The sequence below is a fragment of the Algoriphagus litoralis genome (assembly GCF_003259255.1).
Classification (GTDB): Bacteria; Bacteroidota; Bacteroidia; order Cytophagales; family Cyclobacteriaceae; genus Algoriphagus; species Algoriphagus litoralis.
The window spans coordinates 16,907-37,826 of sequence record NZ_QGOL01000023.1; the positions used below are offsets into that span (position 1 = coordinate 16,907).

Below are 20,920 nucleotides of genomic sequence, written 5' to 3' on the forward strand. Positions count from 1 at the left end.
AATTATAAACACGTGAAAAATTTACATCGATTTTTGGAATCGACGCTTTTGCGTCCGACCATGACAGACAAAGATGTGGATCTACTGGTCCGGGATGCAATCGAGGAGCAGTTTGTAGGAGTATGTGTTCCACCTTTTTGGGTAAAGAAGGTAAAGAGAGACCTCAGAGAGGAGGACATTCAGGTAGTGACTGTCATTGGATTTCCTTTCGGTTTTGAGGATACAGCTACTAAAGCTGCCGAAGCCATTCAATGCATCAAGCAAGGGGCTGACGAATTGGACTTGGTGTGGTCTCAGACAGCATTTCACTCGGGGATGAACTGGCCCAAGATCGAAATCGCCCAACTAGCCAAAATCTGCCATGACGAAGAGCGAATCCTGAAAGTAATCATAGAGACGGCTTACCTCAACCCGGACCAAATCAGGGAAGCTTGTCTGATCTGCCAGGACGCTGGCGCTGATTATGTGAAGACTTCAACAGGTTATGCTCCCACAGGTGCAAAAGTGGAAGATATTCAACTCATGCGGGAAGCGCTATTGTCCTCCATGGGAGTCAAGGCAAGTGGGGGAATTAAAACGTTGGAATTTGCTCTGGAACTTATCAGAGCAGGTGCTGACAGGATCGGAACAAGTTCCGCCAAAGCTATCATGGATGCCTATCGGGTGCAGGTTTGAGATTAATTTCTGCTGAAGTAGATCAACAAAAATGGAATGATAAAAAAGGTCAGCAGGATATATGCAAATCCAAAAAAACGATTTTTTACAGAGGTTCTGCCCATGAAGTCAGCTAATTTGATCGGAATCTGTCGAAGTTCCGGAAAGGGCAAGAAGATCAATGCGCCTATTGAATTGAACAATACGTGAGCAATGGCCAGTGCGATCGCTGCTTCCGTCTTGTACATGGACGCAATGATGGCAGTGATCGTAGTCCCGATGTTTGCACCGATGATAAATGGGAATGATTTGGCAAGACTGACCCGACGGTTTGCCACCAAAGGAACAACTAGGCAGGTAGTCACCGTGCTGGATTGTACCGCTGCAGTGAAGAAAATCCCATAAATAAATGAAACACCCGTATTCTTGAAAATCACTTTGCTGATATCCCGAAAAGTATCCATTACAAACGTCCTATAGACCGAGGTAGTCATGACCTTGATCGAGAAAAATACCAGAAATATGGCCAGGAGCGTGGATAAAAATGGAATATTGATTTTCTCTACAATCCACTCTGTTGTATCCCTGGTAAATATTCTGTTGTATTCGAAGGTACTGGAGACTTCTCCGTCCGAGGCGAAAACTTTTGCAAGTTTCTCTGAAGTCTTGGACAAAAAGTTGAAGTAAAGTTCCAGTGGAAACAGAATGATTACATTGAGGATGTTAAATAAATCATGAGAAATACCCGACGAAAGAGCACGCCGGAACTCCTTTTTTCTAGTCAGAAAAGTGAATGATACCAAGGTTGAAGTAAGGGTAGTCCCGATATTTGCACCCAAAACCATAGGAACTGCCTGCTGAAGGGTCATATTTCCCGATGCAACAATCGCCACGATACTGGCTGTCACAGTGGAGCTACTCTGTATCAAAGCCGTCACCAAAAGACCTACAAATAGGCTGATAAACGGATTTCTAGTCGCCTGAATGATGTCTTTTGCTACATCATTATTGAGCCGACCCATGGCGACAGTGAGCAGATCAATGGCGAAAATGAACAACAGGAGCGACAACAGAACGAGGGCATAGTTTTTTATTTTATCGCCGGTTGTTTGAGCTCTCAGTTGGTTTTCCATTCAGTTTTATGGGAATTCCCCTTTTTCAGGAAATAAGTTAAGGTTTTAAGCCAGTGAATGTTTCATTCTGTATAGGGATGAGATAATCCTACTACCAGTCCTCAAAGTTGGAATTTTTTTTACGAATTGTGAGTGGACCTAGCCCCAAGGGCAAAGGAATTTCGCTTAGTTAACAATTTATTAACATGGGAAGCAAATATCTTATTTAATTTTGCTGCCATCCTCCCACCAGCCTAATTATGGCCAACAAAAAAGCAATAGACCAAAATATCAATCAGGAAAAGCTTTCGAAGAAGACCTATTCCCTGTTTGATTTTACCAAGAGTGAGCGTCCTTTTTTAATTACGGTCTGTATCCTGATTTCGATTGCAGGTTTAATTACTCCCTACACCTATGCTGCGATGTGGTTTGGATTTGCTTTAGCAGCATATTCTGCCATTGCCAACGACAGTATTCAGACCATAGGTACATTCATTGCATCCAATAGCAAGCGTCCCTGGTATCTGTTGTGGTTATTTATGGGTTTGATCTGGGTGGGGACGGTTGCCTACAGCTGGATTGTTTTTGATGGCGATGTGACTCACCAGCGTCTGAATGTTCCTGGGCTAGAAAAAGCTCCAGAGAGCTTTGTCTTTCTTCAGCTTGCAGCACCGATCGTGCTATTAGTCATGACTCGGCTTCGAATGCCTGTCTCCACGACATTTCTTTTGCTGAATGTCTTTACCTATAAGGCTGGGACTATTGTGGACGTGATGTTCAAAAGCTTCGTAGGCTATTTGCTGGCTTTTGCATTGGCGATGCTAGTCTGGTATGTGCTGGAGCGATTTGTAAAGAATTACCTCAAGGGTGAGGCGGCTTCCTATTGGATTTATTTGCAATGGATTACCTCCGGGATCCTATGGTCGGTTTGGATCATGCAGGATGCAGCCAATATCGCAGTATTTCTTCCCCGGCAGCTCGATATAGTAGAATTCATCGTTTATGCAGGATTTGTGTTCATAGGCTTGGGCTTTCTATTCTACATGAAAGGAGACAAGATCCAGGATATTGTCAATGAAAAGTCCAATGTGACCGATGTCCGTGCCGCTACGATTGTGGATTTGGTCTATGCGGTGATTTTGTTCTATTTCAAAATGTACAACAACGTTCCAATGAGCACCACCTGGGTATTTATTGGTCTATTGGCAGGACGCGAGCTGGCAATTGCCCTTGGAAAGCACGGTAAAGCCAAAAAGCGAAATGCATGGTTGGTCAGAGCATTTCGGCTGGGAAGAAAAGACGTATTCAAGGCAATGATTGGTTTGCTGGTTTCGCTGGTTTTAGCCATCATCATCAACAAAGGCGTGCGGGATGAAATTTTGGCTTTCTTTCAATAAGAATTAAATCTTGGAGCTCTACACCCACGAGTATTTCATGAATGAGGCTTTGAAGCAAGCCAAAATCGCTTTCGAAGAGGGAGAGATTCCCGTTGGAGCAGTGGTGGTCTCCAAAAATAAAATTATAGGACGAGCTTACAATCAGACCGAGTGTCTCAATGACGTCACCGCACATGCGGAGATGCTCGCCATCACGGCTGCTGCCAATACCTTGGGGGCCAAATATCTGACAGATTGTAGATTATATGTGACTTTGGAGCCCTGCCCAATGTGTGCAGGCGCATTATTTTGGTCACAGATTAGCGAGGTTTATTTTGGAGCTTCTGATCCAAAGAGGGGTTTCAGACAAACTAATCTTAAAATGCTCCACCCCAAAACGCAAGTTACCTCGGGGATTTTGGCAGAGGAGTCAGAAAAGCTCGTCCTCGATTTTTTTAAAAAATTAAGAGAGTAAGGCTTTTTTTGGCTTTTGAGAACCTTTTTTCTAGACGAGGGGTTGATAAAGTACAGTTTATTAACTCAATCAAATAAAATTCTTTAACTCAAAACCTACAAAATATGGCTTTTACACTCCCCGCTTTACCTTATGCTTTTGACGCTCTTGAGCCCCACATCGATGCGCGTACTATGGAAATCCACCACGGAAAGCACCATAATGCCTACGTGACTAATTTGAACAATGCGATCGCCGGTACCGATCTGGAAGGCAAATCGCTGGAAGAACTCATGAAAGTAGCCGGCTCAAATGCAGCCGTACGAAATAACGGTGGAGGCCACTGGAATCACAGTCTTTTTTGGCAAGTAATCTCTCCATCAGGCGGAGGAACACCATCAGGTGATTTGGCTGCGGCTATCGATGCCAAATTCGGTTCATTTGACGCGTTTAAAGAGACTTTTAACAAAGCCGCTGCTACTAGATTCGGTTCTGGATGGGCTTGGCTTTGCGTAGATACTAAAAAAGAACTTTGTGTATGCTCCTCTCCAAATCAGGACAATCCATTGATGGATGTTTCTGATTGCCCAGGTACTCCCATTTTGGGACTTGACGTTTGGGAGCATGCCTATTATTTGAATTACCAAAACAGAAGACCGGATTACATTTCGGCATTTTGGAATGTGGTCAATTGGGATGAGGTAAGCAAGCGATTCGCTGCTGCTAAGTAAGTAGTTTCAATACCGATTTGTCGATCCCCGAGCTCATGTTCGGGGATTTTTTTTGTCCTATACCGAAGAATATACTGTACGGATTTGATACAATATTTTTTTTTATAAATCCCAAAAAGTGCGGCCAGAGGCTTTTTTGACCCATTTAGAGGCTTGGCACTTCATTTTCCTATAGAATGGCATAGCGAATCAATTGAGCCAATTCAGATAATGAAATCGAGCATGACCCAAAGCGTCACACAGCGGGTTTCCCCATAATTTTCGGGGAATCTATGCGAAGATTCCATGTGACCATTAAAAAATCAAATTACCGATACATGAAAACTACCAACTTTCTTTTCCTATCCATGCTTATTTATTTCTTAGGAATAAGCAACCTCGCCGCCACTCCAAAAGAAGTGGCAAGAATCACTGGAAAAATCACCGATCAAAAAGGTGAGCCTGTGCCCTATGCCAATGTCGCACTTGTCCAGCTGGACGGTGGATTGGTGGACGGCGCTGTTTCCGACGAAGAGGGAAATTTCCTAATCGAGTCAACCAAGACCGCTAAAGTAAAATTGGTCATTTCCTCAATCGGATATCAGTCCTTTACCTCCGAGCCATTTGACCTTGCCCCTGGAGTGAGCAAAAACTTCGGAACCCTATCAATCTCTGATGAAATGACAGGGTTGGATGAGGTGACGATAAAAGCATCCAGACCCGAAATCATCATCGAGGCAGACAAAACCATCATCAATGTAGAAGGTACCGTCATGGCCGAAGGTGCTAATGCGCTGGACGTGGTCGGAAGATCCCCTGGCATCTATGTGGATCAGGATGGAAACATCAACCTGAATGGCCGTACCGGTGCCACGGTCATGATCAACGACAGACCGACCTACATGAGTGCGACAGATCTGGCAAACTTCCTGCGCTCAATGTCAGCCGATAATATCAAAAGCATCGAGGTGATCAATAATCCATCTGCCAGATTTGATGCCGAGGGTTCTGCAGGGGTAATCAATATCCAATTGAAAAAGAACAACATTGATGGGGTTTTTGGGAATGTGCAGGTCGGCGGGCAATACAATGGACAATTTGCTCCAAACGCCGGGATGACCTTGAATGTGAAAAAAGGCAAATGGTCTACTAACGGCACTTTCAACTACAATGAATTTGCGCAGTACAATGACTTGGAAATCAACCGAAACTTCTCTCTTGAGCAAGGTGTTTCCAGCTTCAATCAGGATTCAAGGATCACCTCACGGTACAAAACACCCTCATTCAACGGATCGGCGAATTATGAAATCAATGAAAATCAAAATCTAGGGTTGAATGTGCAGGCATCCGCCTCTTCCGATAAAACAACCAACTCCTCGGGCACAGTCGTGACTAATCCAGGACAGGATTTTAATAATTTCATCGAGTCGTTTAATGATTCAGAAGGAAAAAGAAACAGAGTCTTTACCAATCTTCACTATGATGCCAAACTGGATACACTAGGAAGCAAAATCTCCGCTGATGTGGACTTCACCATCATGGACAGTGATAATACCTCTCTATTGGAAAACAGCTACTGGTCAGGTAATAACGATCCCAACTTATCGTACACCGATCAAATCCTGACCATAAATGATATGTATTACACCATTTTCACTGCCAAAGTGGACTTTACAAAATCTCTGAAAGGGGGCAAAACACTGGAAACTGGACTGAAAGGCAGCTGGGTGGAATCTGATAATGATCTAGACCTCAGCAGAGCTGAAAACGAAGGTCCTTTTGAGACCGATCCCAATTCAAACCGGTTCATCTACAATGAAAATGTATTGGCGGCCTATGCTTCTTTGAAAGGCTCTTTCTCTGAAAAATTTAGCTATCAGGCTGGGTTGAGAGGGGAATATTCTGACATCGTAGGAAACTCAGTGACGCTTGACCAAGTCAATAAGCAAAACTACTTCAACCTTTTCCCGAGCGTATTTGTACAACAAAAAGTAAGTGACAAATATCAGATCGTATACAATGCCAACCGAAGAATCACGCGTCCAAACTATCGATTGCTGAATCCTTTTGTATACTACATCGATCCGTTGACCTCAGAGACTGGCAACCCAAACCTAAAGCCTCAGTACTCCACCAACTTTGAGATGAATCATGTGATCAATGGAGCGTACCAGTTTACACTGGGCTATAGTGTGACAGAGGACGCATTTATGCAGGTTTTCATCCAGGATCAGGAAGCCAGGACTACGACTACCTACACTGATAATTTTGAACAGACAAAAAATGCCAACTTCAGAGCTATTGTGCCTGTGGAAATCAAAAAGTGGTGGGTGACCTCAAATATGCTGCAGGTCAACTATAACCAGTTCCAGACGCAAATTGGAGAGGATTATTTGGATGTAGGACAGGTATCGTACATGGTTCGGACCCAGCAAAACTTCACCTTGCCAAAAGGCTTCAAACTTGAATTGATGGCAATGTACCTTGGACCGCAGATTTGGGGACAGGGATCGATTGAAGGTTTCGGTTGGGTAGATGCAGGCCTGACCAAGTCCGTGATGAAAGACAAACTGTCCATCTCCGTCAACGGTACAGATTTGTTTCGCAGTCAGGTTATCAAAGCCAACGTACAGTTTGCAGATATTGACACCAACTTCAGACAGTATCGGAGTAATCAGGGTGTGAGATTCACCCTCAGATACAACTTTGCCAAAGGCGAAAGCTTCCGCGTCAAGTCCAATTCCGGTAGCGCTGAGGAGCGAAATAGATTGGATTAATTCTTAAACCTTCCCAATTTTGGGAAGGTTTTTCTCTTAAAAATCAGCCCATATGAAATCAAGTCTAGCCACCCTTCTGCTCTTTCTTGGCCTTGCCTGTTCACATGTACTCGCCCAAAACCAGGATTTTTCCAAACTCAATCAGTTTCTGGATTCTTTGGAAGCTCATGATAAATTTATGGGTGCTATCTTGCTGGCCTCGGAGGGCAAGCCTGTTTTTGAACGGGCTTTGGGCTATGCAGATGTGGAAAACAAGGTAAAAGCTACCCCGGAAACCCACTACCGGATCGGTTCGATTACGAAGATGTTTACCACGGTTCTGGTGATGAAAGCAGTGGAGACTGGGAAGCTAAGTCTTGATCAAAAATTGGCTGATTTTTTTCCGGAGGTACCAAATGCAGACAAAATCACGCTGAGCATGTTGCTTCAGCACCGAAGTGGCATCCATAATTTCACCAACGATGAGGATTACCTCAGCTACAATACCCAGCCAATTTCAAAGGAGGATTTAGTCAAAATCATTGTTGAGGGTGGAAGTGACTTTGAACCAAACAGCAAGGGAGACTACAGTAATTCCAATTTTGTTTTGTTGACATTCATTTTGGAAAAAGTTTACAATAAACCATTTTCTCAGATACTGGAAGAGCAGATTAGCACGCCTTTGGGGTTGAAGAGTACATCCATTTTCACTGCCAGCAATTCCCAACAGGGCGAAAGTTTCTCATACAATTACAATGGGCAATGGATCAAAGAAACCGAAACCGATTCATCAATTCCTCTGGGTGCAGGAGCTATAGCATCTGATGTGTATGATCTGAATCGTTTCATAGTTGCGCTATTTTCTGGGGAGTTACTTGCTGAAAAGAGTCTTGCTCAAATGATGGAAATCAATCAAGGTTTCGGCAGAGGAATGTTTTCGTTTCCCTATTACGAGCGAAAAAGCTACGGACACACAGGAGGAATAGATGGTTTTAGATCATTTTTAGCCTTCTTCCCAGAGGATAAGGCAACCATTGCGGTCCTTTCCAACGGATTAAACTACAATAATAATGACATACTCCTAGCGATGCTCGACTCCTATTTTGGGAAGGATTTTGAAGTTCCCAGTTTTCAATCTATGGCTTTGACCGCAGCCGATTTCGACCACTATGTTGGCGAATATGCCTCGGAACAGATTCCGTTGAAATTGGTATTTGATCGCCAAGGTGACAAACTTATCGCCAAACCCAGTGGTCAGCAGGCTACCGAATTGGAGGCTACAGCGATCCACACTTTTGAATACAAGCCTGTGAATGCAGTGTTTGTATTTGATCCTGAAAAACGTGAGGTTACCCTAAAGCAAGCTGGGCAATCATTTCTGTTTAAGAAACAACAATAATGCTTCAAGCAGGCTGGGGTTCCTTTTGTCTGGAGCTTGGGTTTTGCCTTAGATTAATGAAAGTGGTATAAGAAAATCAAAACGCCGGTAAATGCCGGCTTTTTTTGATCCTTGATCTCCAGTTTGACTTCAACTTCAGCTTTTACTGTACCTCTCAGATTGGCCACATTTTTCAGTTTGGCTACTAGACGTACTTCACTGTCTACTGTCACTGCCTGTGCAAATCTCAGATTTTCGATCCCGTAGTTGATCATCATTTTGAGATTCTCTACCCGCACGATTTGCTCCCAAAGGTGCGGTACAATGCTCAAAGTCAGGTAACCATGTGCAATGGTATTTCCGAAGGCACCATCAGATTTTGCCCGATCTGGATCAGTATGGATCCACTGATGATCGTATGTGGCATCTGCAAAAAGGTTGATTTGGGGCTGAGTAATTTTGAAATAATCAGAAGTACCGAGCTCCTGACCATTGTGCTTTTCAAAGTCCTCAAAACTCCCGATGAGGGTTGGGGTCATTGTAAAATTGGATTTGGTAAAAAATCAAAGTAGCATAGATTATTTGGGAAATCCAAAATCAGGATCTGGGATGATTTCAAATAATCCGGGATAAAATTCAATAAAATGGTAATGAAAATATGTGAAAAAAATAATTTACCTAATCCAATAAAAATTAAAAACTAACCTTCTATTTTGTGATAAAATCTCATTCTAGAAAAATGTTTAAAGTTATTTTGGGGCTTCTCTTATTCGCTGATTTTGCCCGATCCTCTGATACCACAGCGATTCAAAAAGAAGTTCCTGCCTATTCCGTTCTTTCCCAAACTAGTAATCTCACCATCCATCCAGATTACACCTATACTTTTGATATCGAGCGGAAATTGGTAGTCAATTCATCAGCTGGTCTGGAGCATGCCACCACCAGGCTTTTTTATGACAAGTTGAACGAGGTCAGAGCCTTTGAGCTGGAGGTCAAAGATGTATTCACTGGCAAGACACTCAGCAAAGCAAAATTGAAAGATATGGCAGATGGAGCGTACTACTCGAGTTCCTCTGTCTTTGACGATAATCGCTACAAGTACTATGAAGTCACCGCAGGAAAATTCCCCGTGGAAGTGACGATCAAGTCCTCTGTTTTTTCCAAAACGAATTTTTTCCTTCCTGCCTGGACCCCAGTTCCCCAATACAATCAAAAAGTAAAAGAATCACTCTTTGCAGTGAACTATCCGAGTGAATTGGGGCTCAAATACAAGGAAATCAACCTAACTGGCGATAAGACCACCACTGAGGCCAATGGCGTCACCACCATCACCTGGACCATGACTGACTTAGCCGTGCAGGGCAAAGATTTTGAATCAGATGATGATCACAAGCTTCTTTTGGCACCTGTCAAATTTTCCCTTGATCAATATCAAGGCGAAATGACTGACTGGTCTCAATTAGCCGCATGGCAATATGAACTGAATAAGGGTCGAGATGTCTTACCCGAAGACTTCAAAGCCAAAGTCCTGCAAATGGTCGATGGGGTGGAGGAGCCTTATGAAAAAGTCAAAATCCTCTATTCCTACCTGCAAAAGAATTTCAGGTATGTGAGCATTCAGCTTGGGATCGGTGGCTGGCAAACGATGACAGCGGAGGATGTGGTAAAATATGCCTACGGAGATTGCAAAGCACTCACGAATCTAATGAAGGCCATGCTGGAGGCTGTTGGTATTCCTGCCAACTATACCTTGGTCTATGCGGGTCAAAATGCAGATGATATTGAGGTGGACCTCCCAGCCAATCAATTCAATCATGTGATCCTCCAAGTACCGACAGATGCAGATCCAATTTGGCTGGAATGCACCTCAAACCTTCTTCCGGCTGGGTTTCTTGGGGATTTCACCCGCGACCGGCATGTCTTGGTGACGAAAGAAGGGGGAGGCTATTTGACCAAGACTCCTTCCTACGATACTGAAGTCTGGAATCTGATTCAGTCCCAATCCAAAGTTATTTTGGACCCCCAAGGCAACGCCACGATCTCTTCCAAGCAGCAGTTGTTTGGTAATTTTTCGGAAGTGATGCTCAGTGTTAAAAATTCTCTGGATGAACGCCAACAACGAGATTTTCTAAACAGAAATTCTTCTATATCTGGCTTGATCGTCCGGGATTACACCATCGATATCGTCAATCAAGATTCGCTCCCGAAGTCTGAAATAAGCTACGAAGGTGTAGTACAGAAGTTTTCTCAGGCCACAGCCAAGCGGGTCGTTTTGAAATCGTTTATGGGAAAATTGACTCCTGACCTTTTGGCAAATAAGTCTCTAAAACAAGTCGACGAATACGAAATAGAACTTCCAGAAGCTTGGCAGCCAGATGGGAATTTCCCTGAGGTGAAGCTCAATGAAGAAAAACTAACCGGATTACTTACCGTCGCGCTGGAAGGCAGAGTCTTGAAAGTCAGACGGGAAATCAGTGTCCAATTGCCCGAAAAACTCGAAAAAGAACAAGAAACCGAACTCCTCAAAAAAATTAATACTGCCTTTGACCGCACGATCCTCTTTACCAAACCAACACTCAGCACTACACAAATCCCAAGCTATGAATAAGTTATTTCTCCTCTTTTTGGCAACACTCTTGCCGGTCGTTTTAGTAGCCCAAACTCCCAAAATGGGCGAAATCAATCAAAATGAAATTGATCTCAAATCAGTAAGCTACGAGCCAGGTGCCGGAGCGGTATTTTTGGTGGCTTATGGTGAATCCAGATTCTTCAGTGAAATCCTAGAGACGAATTATTTCAATCGGGTGAAAATCCTGACTGAAGCCGGGAAAGAAAACGGAGATTTCCGGATTCCCTATTACGCAGGATCCACCAATGTAGAAATGGTTTCAGCTGTCAAAGCAGAAATCACCAATTTTGTTGACGGCAAACCAGTGGTTACCAAGTTGGGAAAGGAGAACATTTTCCAAGTCGATCTGGGCAATGGAAACAAGGAGTACCGAATCTCATTCCCCAATGTGCAGGTGGGTTCCATTTTGGAATTTTCTTACAAAAAGGCAGACAAGAACCTAAATTTTCTCGACGGATGGAGCTTTCAGCGGGACCTCCCGGTGCTCTATTCCTCTTATCAGATTATCATGATTCCTCAGCTGGAATACAAGATGATCGGTCAGGGTGAGAACTTCTTCAACCGAGCTGAAAAGAGCGGATCGAATGGAACTTACAAATGGATTTTGAGAGATCTATATGCACTCAAGGGAGAGCCCTATATGAGAAACTACCGAGACTATGTAGACCGGGTGGAATTTCAGCTTTCACGCTATCAGCATGCTGCCACTACATCCGGAGCGGAATGGACAGACTTTCTCAATACTTGGGAAAAACTAGGAGATGAGCTAATCGAATATTATTCAGGAAAGGGATTCTACCGTACCAATCCGCTGGAGCGGGAAGTGCTTTCTCTCGATCTAAGCAAAGGCACCCAAAAGGAAAAAGCCGAAGTAGCCTACTATTATGTACGCGATAATTTTGTCAATGAGGGGGCCGATTGGATCTATACAGACCAAACCTTGCCGCAGTTGCTCAAGTCCAAAAAAGGAGCTCCAGGAGAATTGATCCTCGCCTATATGGGAATCCTCAAGTCTCAGGGGATTGAATGCAATCCAGTGCTGATCGGCAGTAAAGGTTACGGAAGGAGTGAAATCGTTCCTTTTCCATTTTTGAATCAGTTTGACGAAATATTGTTGCTGGCCAATCTGGACGGGAATCTTCAGTTTTTGGACTTGAGTGATCCACTGGCACCATTTGGCTACGTGGATTTGGATAAGCATGTGAAAGCTGGATTATTTCTTGAAAAGAATGGCAGCAAATTGATTCCCATTGACATTCGTCACAATTCCAATAAGCTGACCTTTACTAATATCAAGCTGGACAACGAGACCGGAGAATTGGTAATGGACAATACCATCCGAAATTACTACTACGAAGGCTTGGCTGCAGCACATGATGTAGAGCGTCTTGAAGAAGATAAAAAACCCTTAGAAGAGTATTTCAGCGAAGATTATGGAGCTTTTGAAATACGAAATGTAAAAGTGGATAATCTATTGGAGGACAAAAACATGGTCAACATCAGTTTCCAGTCTGTCTTGAAAAATGCCACTGAAAGTGATATGATCGTCTTCAATCCACTTCAAATGTCGGAGTTCGCCAAAAATCCCTTCACTCAGGAGTTCCGTGTATTTCCGGTGGATTTTGAATATTCCTTCAATGAAACCTATACGGCCAATCTACAAGTACCTGAGGGATATGAGATCGATGACTATCCGACCAATGAATCCATCACCATTGAGGGTTCACCGATAAGTTTTATTTATTCAACCGAAAACCTGGGCTCGATTTTTAAGATCACTGCAAAGCTTGATGTGAAGTCACCGCTGATCCAGCGGGATATGTATAGTGATTTGAAGTTCTTTATGGAAAGTGTGGCTTCTAAGCTTGCCGCACCCGTGATTTTGAAAAAGATCGCAAAGCCTTAATTTCTTGAAAAAGCACCTCCTCTCTAGTGTTTTGTACTTCCTGGTTTCAGCGTATTCGCTGGCCCAGGAAGTCAATTGGGGAGCCTATTCCGAGGAAGAACTCGCCTTGGAATCCGTTCCATTTGAGCCAAATGCAAAAGTGGTTACGCTATTTGAGGAAGGTAAGACGAGTCTGGTCTGGAGGAATGAGCAATACCTTGAGGTGCTGGGTATGGCCACAGAATATCACTATCGGCATAAGATTCTTGATAATAATTCGGGCAACTTTGGAAATTTCACAATCCCCTTTTTTCAGGCAGGGGAGATGAAAATCGAAAATATCCTGCAAGTGCAGGCCCAAGTAAGCTACCTGGAGGACGGAGAAAGAAAACTCAAGGTATTGACTGAAAATGACATTAAGCTGGTAGATCTGGGAGATGGATATATGGAGTACCGGATTATATTTCCAAACTCCTCCAAAGGCTCTATCCTGGAGTATAAATACATTAAGTTCGACAGGGCCTATTACTCACTTGATGGTTGGCTTTTTCAGAGTGAGTATCCCAAACTTATCAGTAGGTTTTTATTTGAAGTGCCGGATTTTTTGAAATATCAGCTCGTCATGCAGGGGGCCAAGGTGAAATCTTCACTTCAGACCTCCTCCAATAGAGACCGATTTATTTGGGATTTAAGAGACATACCATCCATTAGATTTGAGCCATACATATCCAGTCCGGTGGATTACATGGATTTTGTAGAGGGCTTTTTGTCGTATAATAGCCTGCGAACTAATCCTGTTTTGTATTCTACTTGGGAAAATCTTGGCGAGGAACTTATGGCTTCCAAGGAATTCAAATCCTATTCTAAACCGACCACCTTTAAAAAGCTTGGTTTTGATGCTGATCCATTTGGTGGAAGTAGTCAAGTCTCCATCGCAAAAAAAATCTTTGAGTATGTCTCAGAAAACTTTGCCTTGGAGCCTTCACTTTTTTCTTTTCCTACACAAACGCTAGCAGATCTGATCCGCCGCAAATCTGGAAATCACATGGACCTCAATCTCCTGTTCATTTCCATACTTAAAAGCTATGAAATAGAAGCGGATTTGGTCTTGATCCACCAAAAAGGAATGGGAAGGACCGACCTCATCCCCAGTCCAAACATAGATCAGTTTACGGCTTCCATAGTCAGGTTTAAAACCGGAGACGAGATTCATTATGTAGATGCTACCGACCCGGTAGTTCCCTTTGGGCTTGTCGGATTGCCTAAGATGGTCAGTAGAGGATTCCTGGTGAAATCTGCAGAATCTTCCTTAATTCCAGTAAGAATTCCCCACCAATCCACTTTGGATTTGAAGGTTTGGTTTGGAAAAGATTCAATTGGCAATCTCGAACAGCGGCATGAGATTAAAGTGACTGATGCCAGTGTCTTGTCTCTTCTCGAATCACTGAAAAATCCAGATCCAGAAGAAGACATGGGACCAGATCCGTACCAAGTCTCGGTGGAGGACAAGTTTAGACAAGACCATTATCTAAAGAGTACCTATCATCTTCCTGTGAAAGATGAAGGAGGTAGCGTGGTTGTTTTGGATCCTTTTTCCTTTTCTTCCTTTTCCACCAATTTATTTACGGATGAAGAAAGAAAATTCCCTATCGAATTTCAATATCCGTTTGTTGAGACTATTTCCGTGAGACTTGACTTGCCTGAGGGATTTAAGGTAGATGAATTCCCGGCTCCTATTTCAGTGAACATGGCGAATAAGGAGCTGGAATTCAGTTTTGAAGTGGTCGATTCTGAAGGGATCATCGAACTCAGAAGTAAATTGGAAGTGAACGTCTCCAGCCTATCAGCCAAATCGTATCCAGAATTACAGCAATTTTTTAGGGTGGTCTCCGCCAAACTTTCCGAGCCGCTAGTTTTGGAGAAAACTCAGGGTATAAGCTCCTTTTGATTAGGTTTGCGTACTATTTGATCAGCAATGGAAAAGTACCTTCATGGATTTAATTCCGAAGAGCAACAGCGTCTCATAGATCAGGCTGGATTCTTGGCACCCTTAATTTATCCTACGGTGGATTTTACAGGCTGTGAACACCTCTTGGAGGTAGGAAGTGGAGTAGGGGCTCAGACTCGGGTTTTATTGGATCGCTATCCAAAGCTCAGGATTACCTCAGTGGACTTTTCTGAAGCTCAGTTGAACAAAGCGAGAGAAAATCTGAAGGACTTTGCGGATCGGGTGACTTTTGTGCACCAAGATGTTACCCAACTCAGGTTGGAAGAAAAATTTGACTCCGCCTTTGTTTGCTGGGCTTTGGAGCACATTCCAAACCCCCTCCTCGCACTCCTGAAAATGAAGGATTGCCTCCTCTCAGGAGCTAAAATTCACATCACGGAGGTGTTCAATTCTACATTTTATTGCAATCCAGACTGTCCGGATCATGCCTATTATTATAGGAAATACAATGAGCAGCAAGCCACCTATGGAGGGAATCCGGATGTGGGAGCACAGCTTGGCAAGTTACTTTTTCAGGCAGGATACCAGAATATTTCGCTTTCTAGGAATGGATTTCATTTGGACCAAAGTCAGCCATCGGCACTTCGCAGAGCTATAGAATTTTGGAAAATCCTGATGAAAAGTGGAGCACCAGAACTATTAGCATCTGGATCTATTTCACAAAAGGATGTAGATCTGATGGAAATTGATCTGGATCGAATGTCCGGTGATGAAAATGCAGTTTTTTTCTACCAATTTGTGCAGGCAAAAGCAACGACATAGAATCGCATGAAATGCGCATGATCCCGTATGTACGGGATCACACAAGAGGATGATTATTCAGGGCATTTCATAAGGCCGTTAAAAAACAAATTATAAACATATGAAATCGAGCATTACTCTTTCGGTGTCAAACAGAGGAATGATTATCTGTCCTATGCGAAGATTCTCCATATAAAAAATTGGGACAGGCTACCTGACCGCTAAAAACAAATTATAAATAGATGAAAATAGTTCGCTGGATTTGGAGACTGCTATGGAAGTCCGCTCTTTGGTTTTTTGGACTTTCCATTGGTTTAGTCATAATCTATCGGTTTGTACCTGTTCCGATTACGCCTCTGATGGTCATTCGGGTTTTTGAGCAGGCCGTAGATCCGGACAAGGATGTGAGGCTGTACAAAGATTGGGTATCGATATCAAAAATCTCCAAAAATGCCCCTCAGGCTGTGATTGCAGCAGAGGATCAGAAATTCCTGGATCACAATGGCTTTGATGTCGAAGCGATGAAGAAAGCTTGGGAAAACAATAAAAAAGGAAAGCGGATAAAAGGCGCAAGTACAATTACCCAGCAGACAGTGAAGAACGTGTTTCTATGGCCTAGCCGAAGTTATATCAGGAAGGGTCTGGAGGCCTATTTTACAGTTTTGGTTGAGTTACTTTGGTCCAAAGAGCGAATCATAGAAGTGTACCTGAATGTGATCGAAATGGGAGACGGAATCTATGGTATCGAAGCTGCAGCTCAAACCTATTATAAAAAGCCCGCTGAAAAACTGAGCCGAAGCCAAGCCGCCATGATTGCTGCGGTTTTGCCAAATCCAAGACGCTGGAAACCTTCCAAACCCACGGCCTATATCAAAGGGAGACAAAGCTGGATTCTCCGGCAAATGAATAACCTAAATCCTGTGGGATTTGGAGTTTAACATTGTCTTATTCCTGTTAAAATTTAATATTTCCAATATTGCTGCTTTTCACTAGTTGGCCTAGTCATTAATGCCATCGAACCATCTGCCCGTACTTTTTGATTTCCAAATTTTGTTTTAAAAAATAGGCCTAACTGCCCCTGGTTTTTTCTATGTCATGTTCCGCTTTTAGCTTTAAGAAATGGCCTTGTGGCGCTGTATTTCAACATTAAAAAACACAAGAAAAATTTATCCACATTTCCGTTTATTTATCCACACTTATTCACAGTGTTTATTTAAACAACTGTAAATCAAATGAATAGAGGCTATTGAAAAAATCAATTTTTGTGGATAAAAATCGATAACTGCAAGAAAATCAAGCATAAAAAGCTGGGGCACGGTGGATAAATCGATATGCCAAATTTTATTCTAAATTCAATCTAATCCTGCTTTTGTCGAATCAGTCTTTTGCGGTAAGTATTGAAAATTCTAGACTTGGAGACAAAGCCCAAATACTTTCCATCCTCTACTACAGGCAGATTCCATGCGCCGGATTTTTCAAACTTTGCCATGGCAGATTGCATATTTTCAGTAACCAATAGGATTTCTGGAGGACTGTGCATGAGCTGTTTTACTAGTACTGTTTCTTGCTTTTCCACATCAAACATGATATGCCTGAAATCATCCAAAGTGATTATTCCCCTGAGAGTTTGATTTTCATCCACTACAGGGAAGATGTTCCTTTTGGAGATCTTCACCAAATCAATCAGGTTTTTGAGCTGGGCATTGGGATGAATGGGCAGAAGGTCTTGCTCGATCACATGGGTGATATCAATAGCATCCAATAGTTCTTGATCTTTGGTCTCAGGGAGAAGTTTGCCCTGATCTTTGAGTTGGAGCTTGTAGAGACTGTCCTTTTGAAAATAGGTCGTCGTAGTGTAAGCAATCGCAGATACAAACATCAAGGGTACAAAAAGCTCATAACCTCCTGTAATCTCTGCAATCAAGAATATAGCAGACAAGGGGGAGTGTTGGACTCCCGCCATCAGGCCACACATTGCCACCAAGGTGAAATGTGCCATTGGAAGGGGGATATGGAATCCCAGCATATTTTTAGAATAGGCAAAAAGAAACCCAACAATTCCACCTACATAAAGCGAAGGCGCAAAAATCCCCCCGCTACCTCCTGCACCGATGGTAACAGCGGATGCTATCGGCTTGACCAATATGATCAGTGCCAAAAAGATGATAATCATGATCGGATTTTCAATCGAGGAGAAAAATGGACTTTTGTCCAGAATTTGTCCAGAATTCCCATCGATCAGGGTGTTTAAGGTTCCATAGCCTTCCCCATATATCGGAGGAAAAAGGAAGACGATAATTCCTAAAAAAGCCCCTCCATACATCGTCCGCATCCATTGATCGCCTATGTCATCCATAATCCTCTCGGTAGCGCGGACCATTTTGCTAAAATAGAGCGATACTAGCCCGCAGATAATACCAAGGAGGAGGTAATAGGGCATATGCGCAGCCAAAAAGGATTCTTTCAAATCGAAATTGAACAAGGATTCATCTCCGATCAAAATCATGGAAGTCATCGATCCCATCACAGAAGCGATCAATAAAGGAATGAAGCTCGCTGTACTGATCTCCAATAAAATGACCTCAATGGCAAAAATGACGGCTCCAATCGGTGCCCCAAAAATCGCCGAAATGGCCCCTGCTGCACCACACCCGATCAGAAGCGTTCGCTTTTTTGGATTTAAGTGCATCAGCAAGCCCACATTGGATCCTATCGCCGATCCTGTCACTACCATAGGTGCCTCCAGACCGACTGATCCACCAAATCCTACCGTAAGCGCTGAAGTAATGACTCGGCTATAAATCTTCACTCGAGGGATGATGCTGGCCTTTTTAGAAATATTAAAGAGCACGTCTGGAATGCCATGACCTCCGATATCGTTGAGGACAAATTTCCCAATCAAATACGCAGCAGATATCCCGATCAGGGGATAAATGATATACATGAAGTTGGCATATTCTGTATAAAAATCATCGGTCAAAAAATCTTGGATAGTATGCACCGAGGTTGTCAGAATTACCGCAGCCAAGCCAGAGAATATTCCGATCACACCACTCAGAATCAATATAAATGCCTGATTGCTGAGGTGCCGAAGCCTCCAGACTAAAAATTTTGTGATCAGATCATTTTTTGCCAAAACAAATTAAAATTTATACTACTACAATTGAACTAGGCACTTCAGGTTAATTTACTTTTCATTGTATAACTCTGAATCAAGAGCCAGAATGCACTTTAAGATCAAATTGACGGCCTTGATGTAAAATTCTGGTTGAATGTTTTCAAATTCATCAGAAGGCTTGTGGTAATCCTCATGGTCTTCCACACCAAAATAAAGATGGGGGACTTTTTTGTCAAAGAATGCTCCATGATCTGAGGATTTGGTCCAGTCATCACTTCCTGTTCCAGGGATATCATGACCTAGGAGAAGTTTTGGATCAGATCCGACGGCTACTTTCTCCAAAATAGGTTTGAGGTGCGGATTATGAAAAGTACCTGAAGCATAGAGTTCATTTTTGTCGCTTCTAGATACCATGTCCATATTTACATTGAGCAAAATTTGCTCCAAAGGATAAGGGAAATCATCGACTAATGCTTTTGCACCCCGTAATCCCAACTCTTCGGCATCCAAAGCCACAAACATCATGCTGTGTGTGGGGCGATTTTTGGAGAAATACTCTGCCAATGTGATTAATGCTGCCGTGCCGGAGGCGTTATCATCTGCACCATTGAATATAGAATCTCCGGCTGCATTCGGTCTTCCGATCCCCACATGATCATAGTGCGCGGAAATGACGATGACCTTTCTTGAGCTACTTCCCGGGATAAATGCCACCAAGTTGGCAGCATCCTCATATTTTTTCAAGTCTCTACCGGACACGAAAGAAAATCGCTGGGTAAAATCAGGATATAGTGGCTCTACGTTTGGGTAGGAAGTAAGCTCTTCCAAGATGTACCTGCGTGCCGCAAAACTTCCTTCGCTAAGTGGTTTTCTACCTGCCAATTCATCAGAGGATAGAAATTCGATATGCTGGAGAAGTTTTTTGGAATCAATGCTTTGTGAGAATAAGAAACTCGAATGAAACCCGAAAAGAAGTAAAAGGAGGGTTTTTTTCATAAATGAATGTATCTGGTGATCCATGAATCGTTATGTATATTCGTAAAAATACTAGCCTTACTGTCACCACGATTGGAATTGATGAAATATATCTTTTGCACGCTGCTTTTTTTTGGTACTTGGATTCATGTTTTGGCTCAGGGGATGCTCCCGGAGAGTTTTTTTGATGGGAAGTCTGTGGTGATGATATCCACTGATCCGGGGTCCAGACCGGTTTTGTCTTGGCAGCAGTTGGCTGACAGTGTCCATAGCCATTTGGTGGAGGCAGGGGCAGATCCTGTGGCCTATTTTGAATTGGAGCAGGTGGTACTTTCTGAAGCTAGGCAGGCGGATTTTGCGAAAGCTTTTTTGACTCGTGGAGTGAAAAACATCATTCTGGTTTCGAGGAAAAAGGAAAGTTTAAGTATCCATGTCGGTCCTTTTAGCGGAGATGGGAAAATAGTGGCTTCCACATCGCTCTATGGCGTCACAGGAAAGGACTGGAATGAGGCAGGAAGTCTCTTGGCTGAATCCGGTAAGTCAACTAGGTCAAAGAATTTATTGGTGATTGATGTACCGGAGTTTCCGCAAATCAGTAGCCAGGAAACGGCACAATCCGAGCAGAAATTTATTCCTAGAAATCCTCTTAATCTTGAGGTATTTAAATTGGGAATCCCGCTGGATGGATCTTCTGCTGAAGCAGGCGCATTGAGTTATTTCCGGTATGATCTTTTGGGAAGATCTCAAGAGGCCATTTTAGCCGAACAAGCTGCGCAAAAATCCCAGATTCAGGGAATCTTCGAGAATCTCTATCCACACCAAATTGAATGGCTGACTGAAGCTAAAACGAATGAAGAACTCATCCGGGATCGGGTCCAGTTTCTTCTAGTCAAGGTGGAAGGGAGACAGACAGATCTCATGGAAAGTATGGGACTCGAGCCGATCACTGGTCCAGAAGGCTCGGAGACAGTAGCCAAATATTATATCAAATTGATTGTACGAGATGAATTGTACATTGGTCCTGAATGGGATGCAGCCACAGATTGGAAGGTCGCATTGACCAACTTCCTCACTAATTTGAAAAAATAAAACCTCCCGAAGGAGGTTTTGCACTTGATTTAGGG

The 20,920-nt window shown here is 43.1% G+C and carries 16 protein-coding genes; 12 read left to right on the forward strand and 4 right to left on the reverse strand.

Going from position 1 to position 20,920, the window contains the following annotated elements; all coding sequences use genetic code 11:
• Positions 1-12: 12 nt before the first annotated feature.
• Positions 13-675, forward strand: coding sequence for a deoxyribose-phosphate aldolase (deoC, locus tag DK188_RS20035; RefSeq protein ID WP_111672637.1), 663 nt, complete (start codon positions 13-15; stop codon positions 673-675).
• 2 nt (positions 676-677) lie between these two features.
• Here deoC and DK188_RS20040 read toward each other — a convergent pair whose 3' ends face one another.
• Positions 678-1,787: a Na/Pi symporter gene (locus tag DK188_RS20040; protein WP_111672638.1), complete on the reverse strand. Its 1,110-nt coding sequence runs from the start codon at positions 1,785-1,787 to the stop codon at positions 678-680.
• A 239-nt stretch (positions 1,788-2,026) separates the two neighbouring features.
• On the opposite strand from DK188_RS20040, the gene DK188_RS20045 reads away from it, so the two are divergent.
• From DK188_RS20045 to DK188_RS20065, 5 genes are all read left to right on the forward strand, one after another.
• On the forward strand, positions 2,027-3,163 hold the full coding sequence (locus tag DK188_RS20045) for a hypothetical protein (RefSeq protein ID WP_111672639.1): 1,137 nt from the start codon (positions 2,027-2,029) through the stop codon (positions 3,161-3,163).
• Between the two features lie 10 nt (positions 3,164-3,173).
• Complete coding sequence (locus tag DK188_RS20050) at positions 3,174-3,617, forward strand: nucleoside deaminase (protein WP_111672640.1); 444 nt, start codon at positions 3,174-3,176, stop codon at positions 3,615-3,617.
• Positions 3,618-3,721: 104 nt separating this feature from the next.
• On the forward strand, positions 3,722-4,327 hold the full coding sequence (locus tag DK188_RS20055; RefSeq protein WP_111672641.1) for a superoxide dismutase: 606 nt from the start codon (positions 3,722-3,724) through the stop codon (positions 4,325-4,327).
• 317 nt (positions 4,328-4,644) lie between these two features.
• Positions 4,645-7,083, forward strand: coding sequence for an outer membrane beta-barrel protein (locus DK188_RS20060; RefSeq protein WP_111672672.1), 2,439 nt, complete (start codon positions 4,645-4,647; stop codon positions 7,081-7,083).
• A 52-nt stretch (positions 7,084-7,135) separates the two neighbouring features.
• Positions 7,136-8,461, forward strand: a complete 1,326-nt coding sequence (locus DK188_RS20065) for a serine hydrolase domain-containing protein (protein ID WP_111672642.1) — start codon at positions 7,136-7,138, stop codon at positions 8,459-8,461.
• Between the two features lie 53 nt (positions 8,462-8,514).
• Here the strand turns inward: DK188_RS20065 and DK188_RS20070 are convergent, their stop codons facing one another.
• Complete coding sequence (locus tag DK188_RS20070; protein WP_111672643.1) at positions 8,515-8,979, reverse strand: MaoC family dehydratase; 465 nt, start codon at positions 8,977-8,979, stop codon at positions 8,515-8,517.
• A gap of 200 nt (positions 8,980-9,179) precedes the next feature.
• On the opposite strand from DK188_RS20070, the gene DK188_RS20075 reads away from it, so the two are divergent.
• From DK188_RS20075 to mtgA, 5 genes are all read left to right on the forward strand, one after another.
• Positions 9,180-11,048, forward strand: a complete 1,869-nt coding sequence (locus DK188_RS20075) for a transglutaminase-like domain-containing protein (protein ID WP_111672644.1) — start codon at positions 9,180-9,182, stop codon at positions 11,046-11,048.
• Positions 11,041-12,975, forward strand: coding sequence for a DUF3857 domain-containing protein (locus DK188_RS20080; RefSeq protein ID WP_111672645.1), 1,935 nt, complete (start codon positions 11,041-11,043; stop codon positions 12,973-12,975). Before DK188_RS20075 ends, DK188_RS20080 begins: the two co-directional genes overlap by 8 nt.
• Before the next feature lie 4 nt (positions 12,976-12,979).
• Complete coding sequence (locus DK188_RS20085) at positions 12,980-14,902, forward strand: DUF3857 domain-containing protein (RefSeq protein WP_111672646.1); 1,923 nt, start codon at positions 12,980-12,982, stop codon at positions 14,900-14,902.
• A 27-nt stretch (positions 14,903-14,929) separates the two neighbouring features.
• Positions 14,930-15,724, forward strand: a complete 795-nt coding sequence (locus DK188_RS20090) for a class I SAM-dependent methyltransferase (RefSeq protein ID WP_111672647.1) — start codon at positions 14,930-14,932, stop codon at positions 15,722-15,724.
• Between the two features lie 221 nt (positions 15,725-15,945).
• On the forward strand, positions 15,946-16,641 hold the full coding sequence (gene mtgA / locus DK188_RS20095) for a monofunctional biosynthetic peptidoglycan transglycosylase (protein ID WP_111672648.1): 696 nt from the start codon (positions 15,946-15,948) through the stop codon (positions 16,639-16,641).
• A 419-nt stretch (positions 16,642-17,060) separates the two neighbouring features.
• Here mtgA and DK188_RS20100 read toward each other — a convergent pair whose 3' ends face one another.
• Together DK188_RS20100 and DK188_RS20105 are read right to left on the reverse strand one after the other, a co-directional pair.
• Positions 17,061-18,839 (reverse strand): chloride channel protein, encoded by a 1,779-nt coding sequence (locus tag DK188_RS20100; protein ID WP_111672649.1) that lies wholly within the window; start codon positions 18,837-18,839, stop codon positions 17,061-17,063.
• Positions 18,840-18,890: 51 nt separating this feature from the next.
• The gene (locus DK188_RS20105) at positions 18,891-19,817 is read right to left on the reverse strand and encodes a M28 family peptidase (RefSeq protein ID WP_111672673.1); all 927 of its coding nucleotides are present in this window, start codon (positions 19,815-19,817) and stop codon (positions 18,891-18,893) included.
• Between the two features lie 81 nt (positions 19,818-19,898).
• Between DK188_RS20105 and DK188_RS20110 the strand changes: the two genes are divergently transcribed.
• Complete coding sequence (locus DK188_RS20110; RefSeq protein ID WP_111672674.1) at positions 19,899-20,885, forward strand: NTPase; 987 nt, start codon at positions 19,899-19,901, stop codon at positions 20,883-20,885.
• Positions 20,886-20,920 lie beyond the last annotated feature (35 nt).

Coding starts and splice junctions, on each gene's coding strand:
- DK188_RS20110 (WP_111672674.1), top strand. CDS start 19,899: ATGAAATATATCTTTTGCACGCTGCTTTTTTTTGGTACTTGGATTCAT.
- DK188_RS20080 (WP_111672645.1), top strand. CDS start 11,041: ATGAATAAGTTATTTCTCCTCTTTTTGGCAACACTCTTGCCGGTCGTT.
- DK188_RS20055 (WP_111672641.1), top strand. CDS start 3,722: ATGGCTTTTACACTCCCCGCTTTACCTTATGCTTTTGACGCTCTTGAG.
- DK188_RS20075 (WP_111672644.1), top strand. CDS start 9,180: ATGTTTAAAGTTATTTTGGGGCTTCTCTTATTCGCTGATTTTGCCCGA.
- DK188_RS20065 (WP_111672642.1), top strand. CDS start 7,136: ATGAAATCAAGTCTAGCCACCCTTCTGCTCTTTCTTGGCCTTGCCTGT.
- DK188_RS20090 (WP_111672647.1), top strand. CDS start 14,930: ATGGAAAAGTACCTTCATGGATTTAATTCCGAAGAGCAACAGCGTCTC.
- DK188_RS20070 (WP_111672643.1), bottom strand. CDS start 8,979: ATGACCCCAACCCTCATCGGGAGTTTTGAGGACTTTGAAAAGCACAAT.
- mtgA (WP_111672648.1), top strand. CDS start 15,946: ATGAAAATAGTTCGCTGGATTTGGAGACTGCTATGGAAGTCCGCTCTT.
- DK188_RS20105 (WP_111672673.1), bottom strand. CDS start 19,817: ATGAAAAAAACCCTCCTTTTACTTCTTTTCGGGTTTCATTCGAGTTTC.
- DK188_RS20045 (WP_111672639.1), top strand. CDS start 2,027: ATGGCCAACAAAAAAGCAATAGACCAAAATATCAATCAGGAAAAGCTT.
- DK188_RS20040 (WP_111672638.1), bottom strand. CDS start 1,787: ATGGAAAACCAACTGAGAGCTCAAACAACCGGCGATAAAATAAAAAAC.
- DK188_RS20060 (WP_111672672.1), top strand. CDS start 4,645: ATGAAAACTACCAACTTTCTTTTCCTATCCATGCTTATTTATTTCTTA.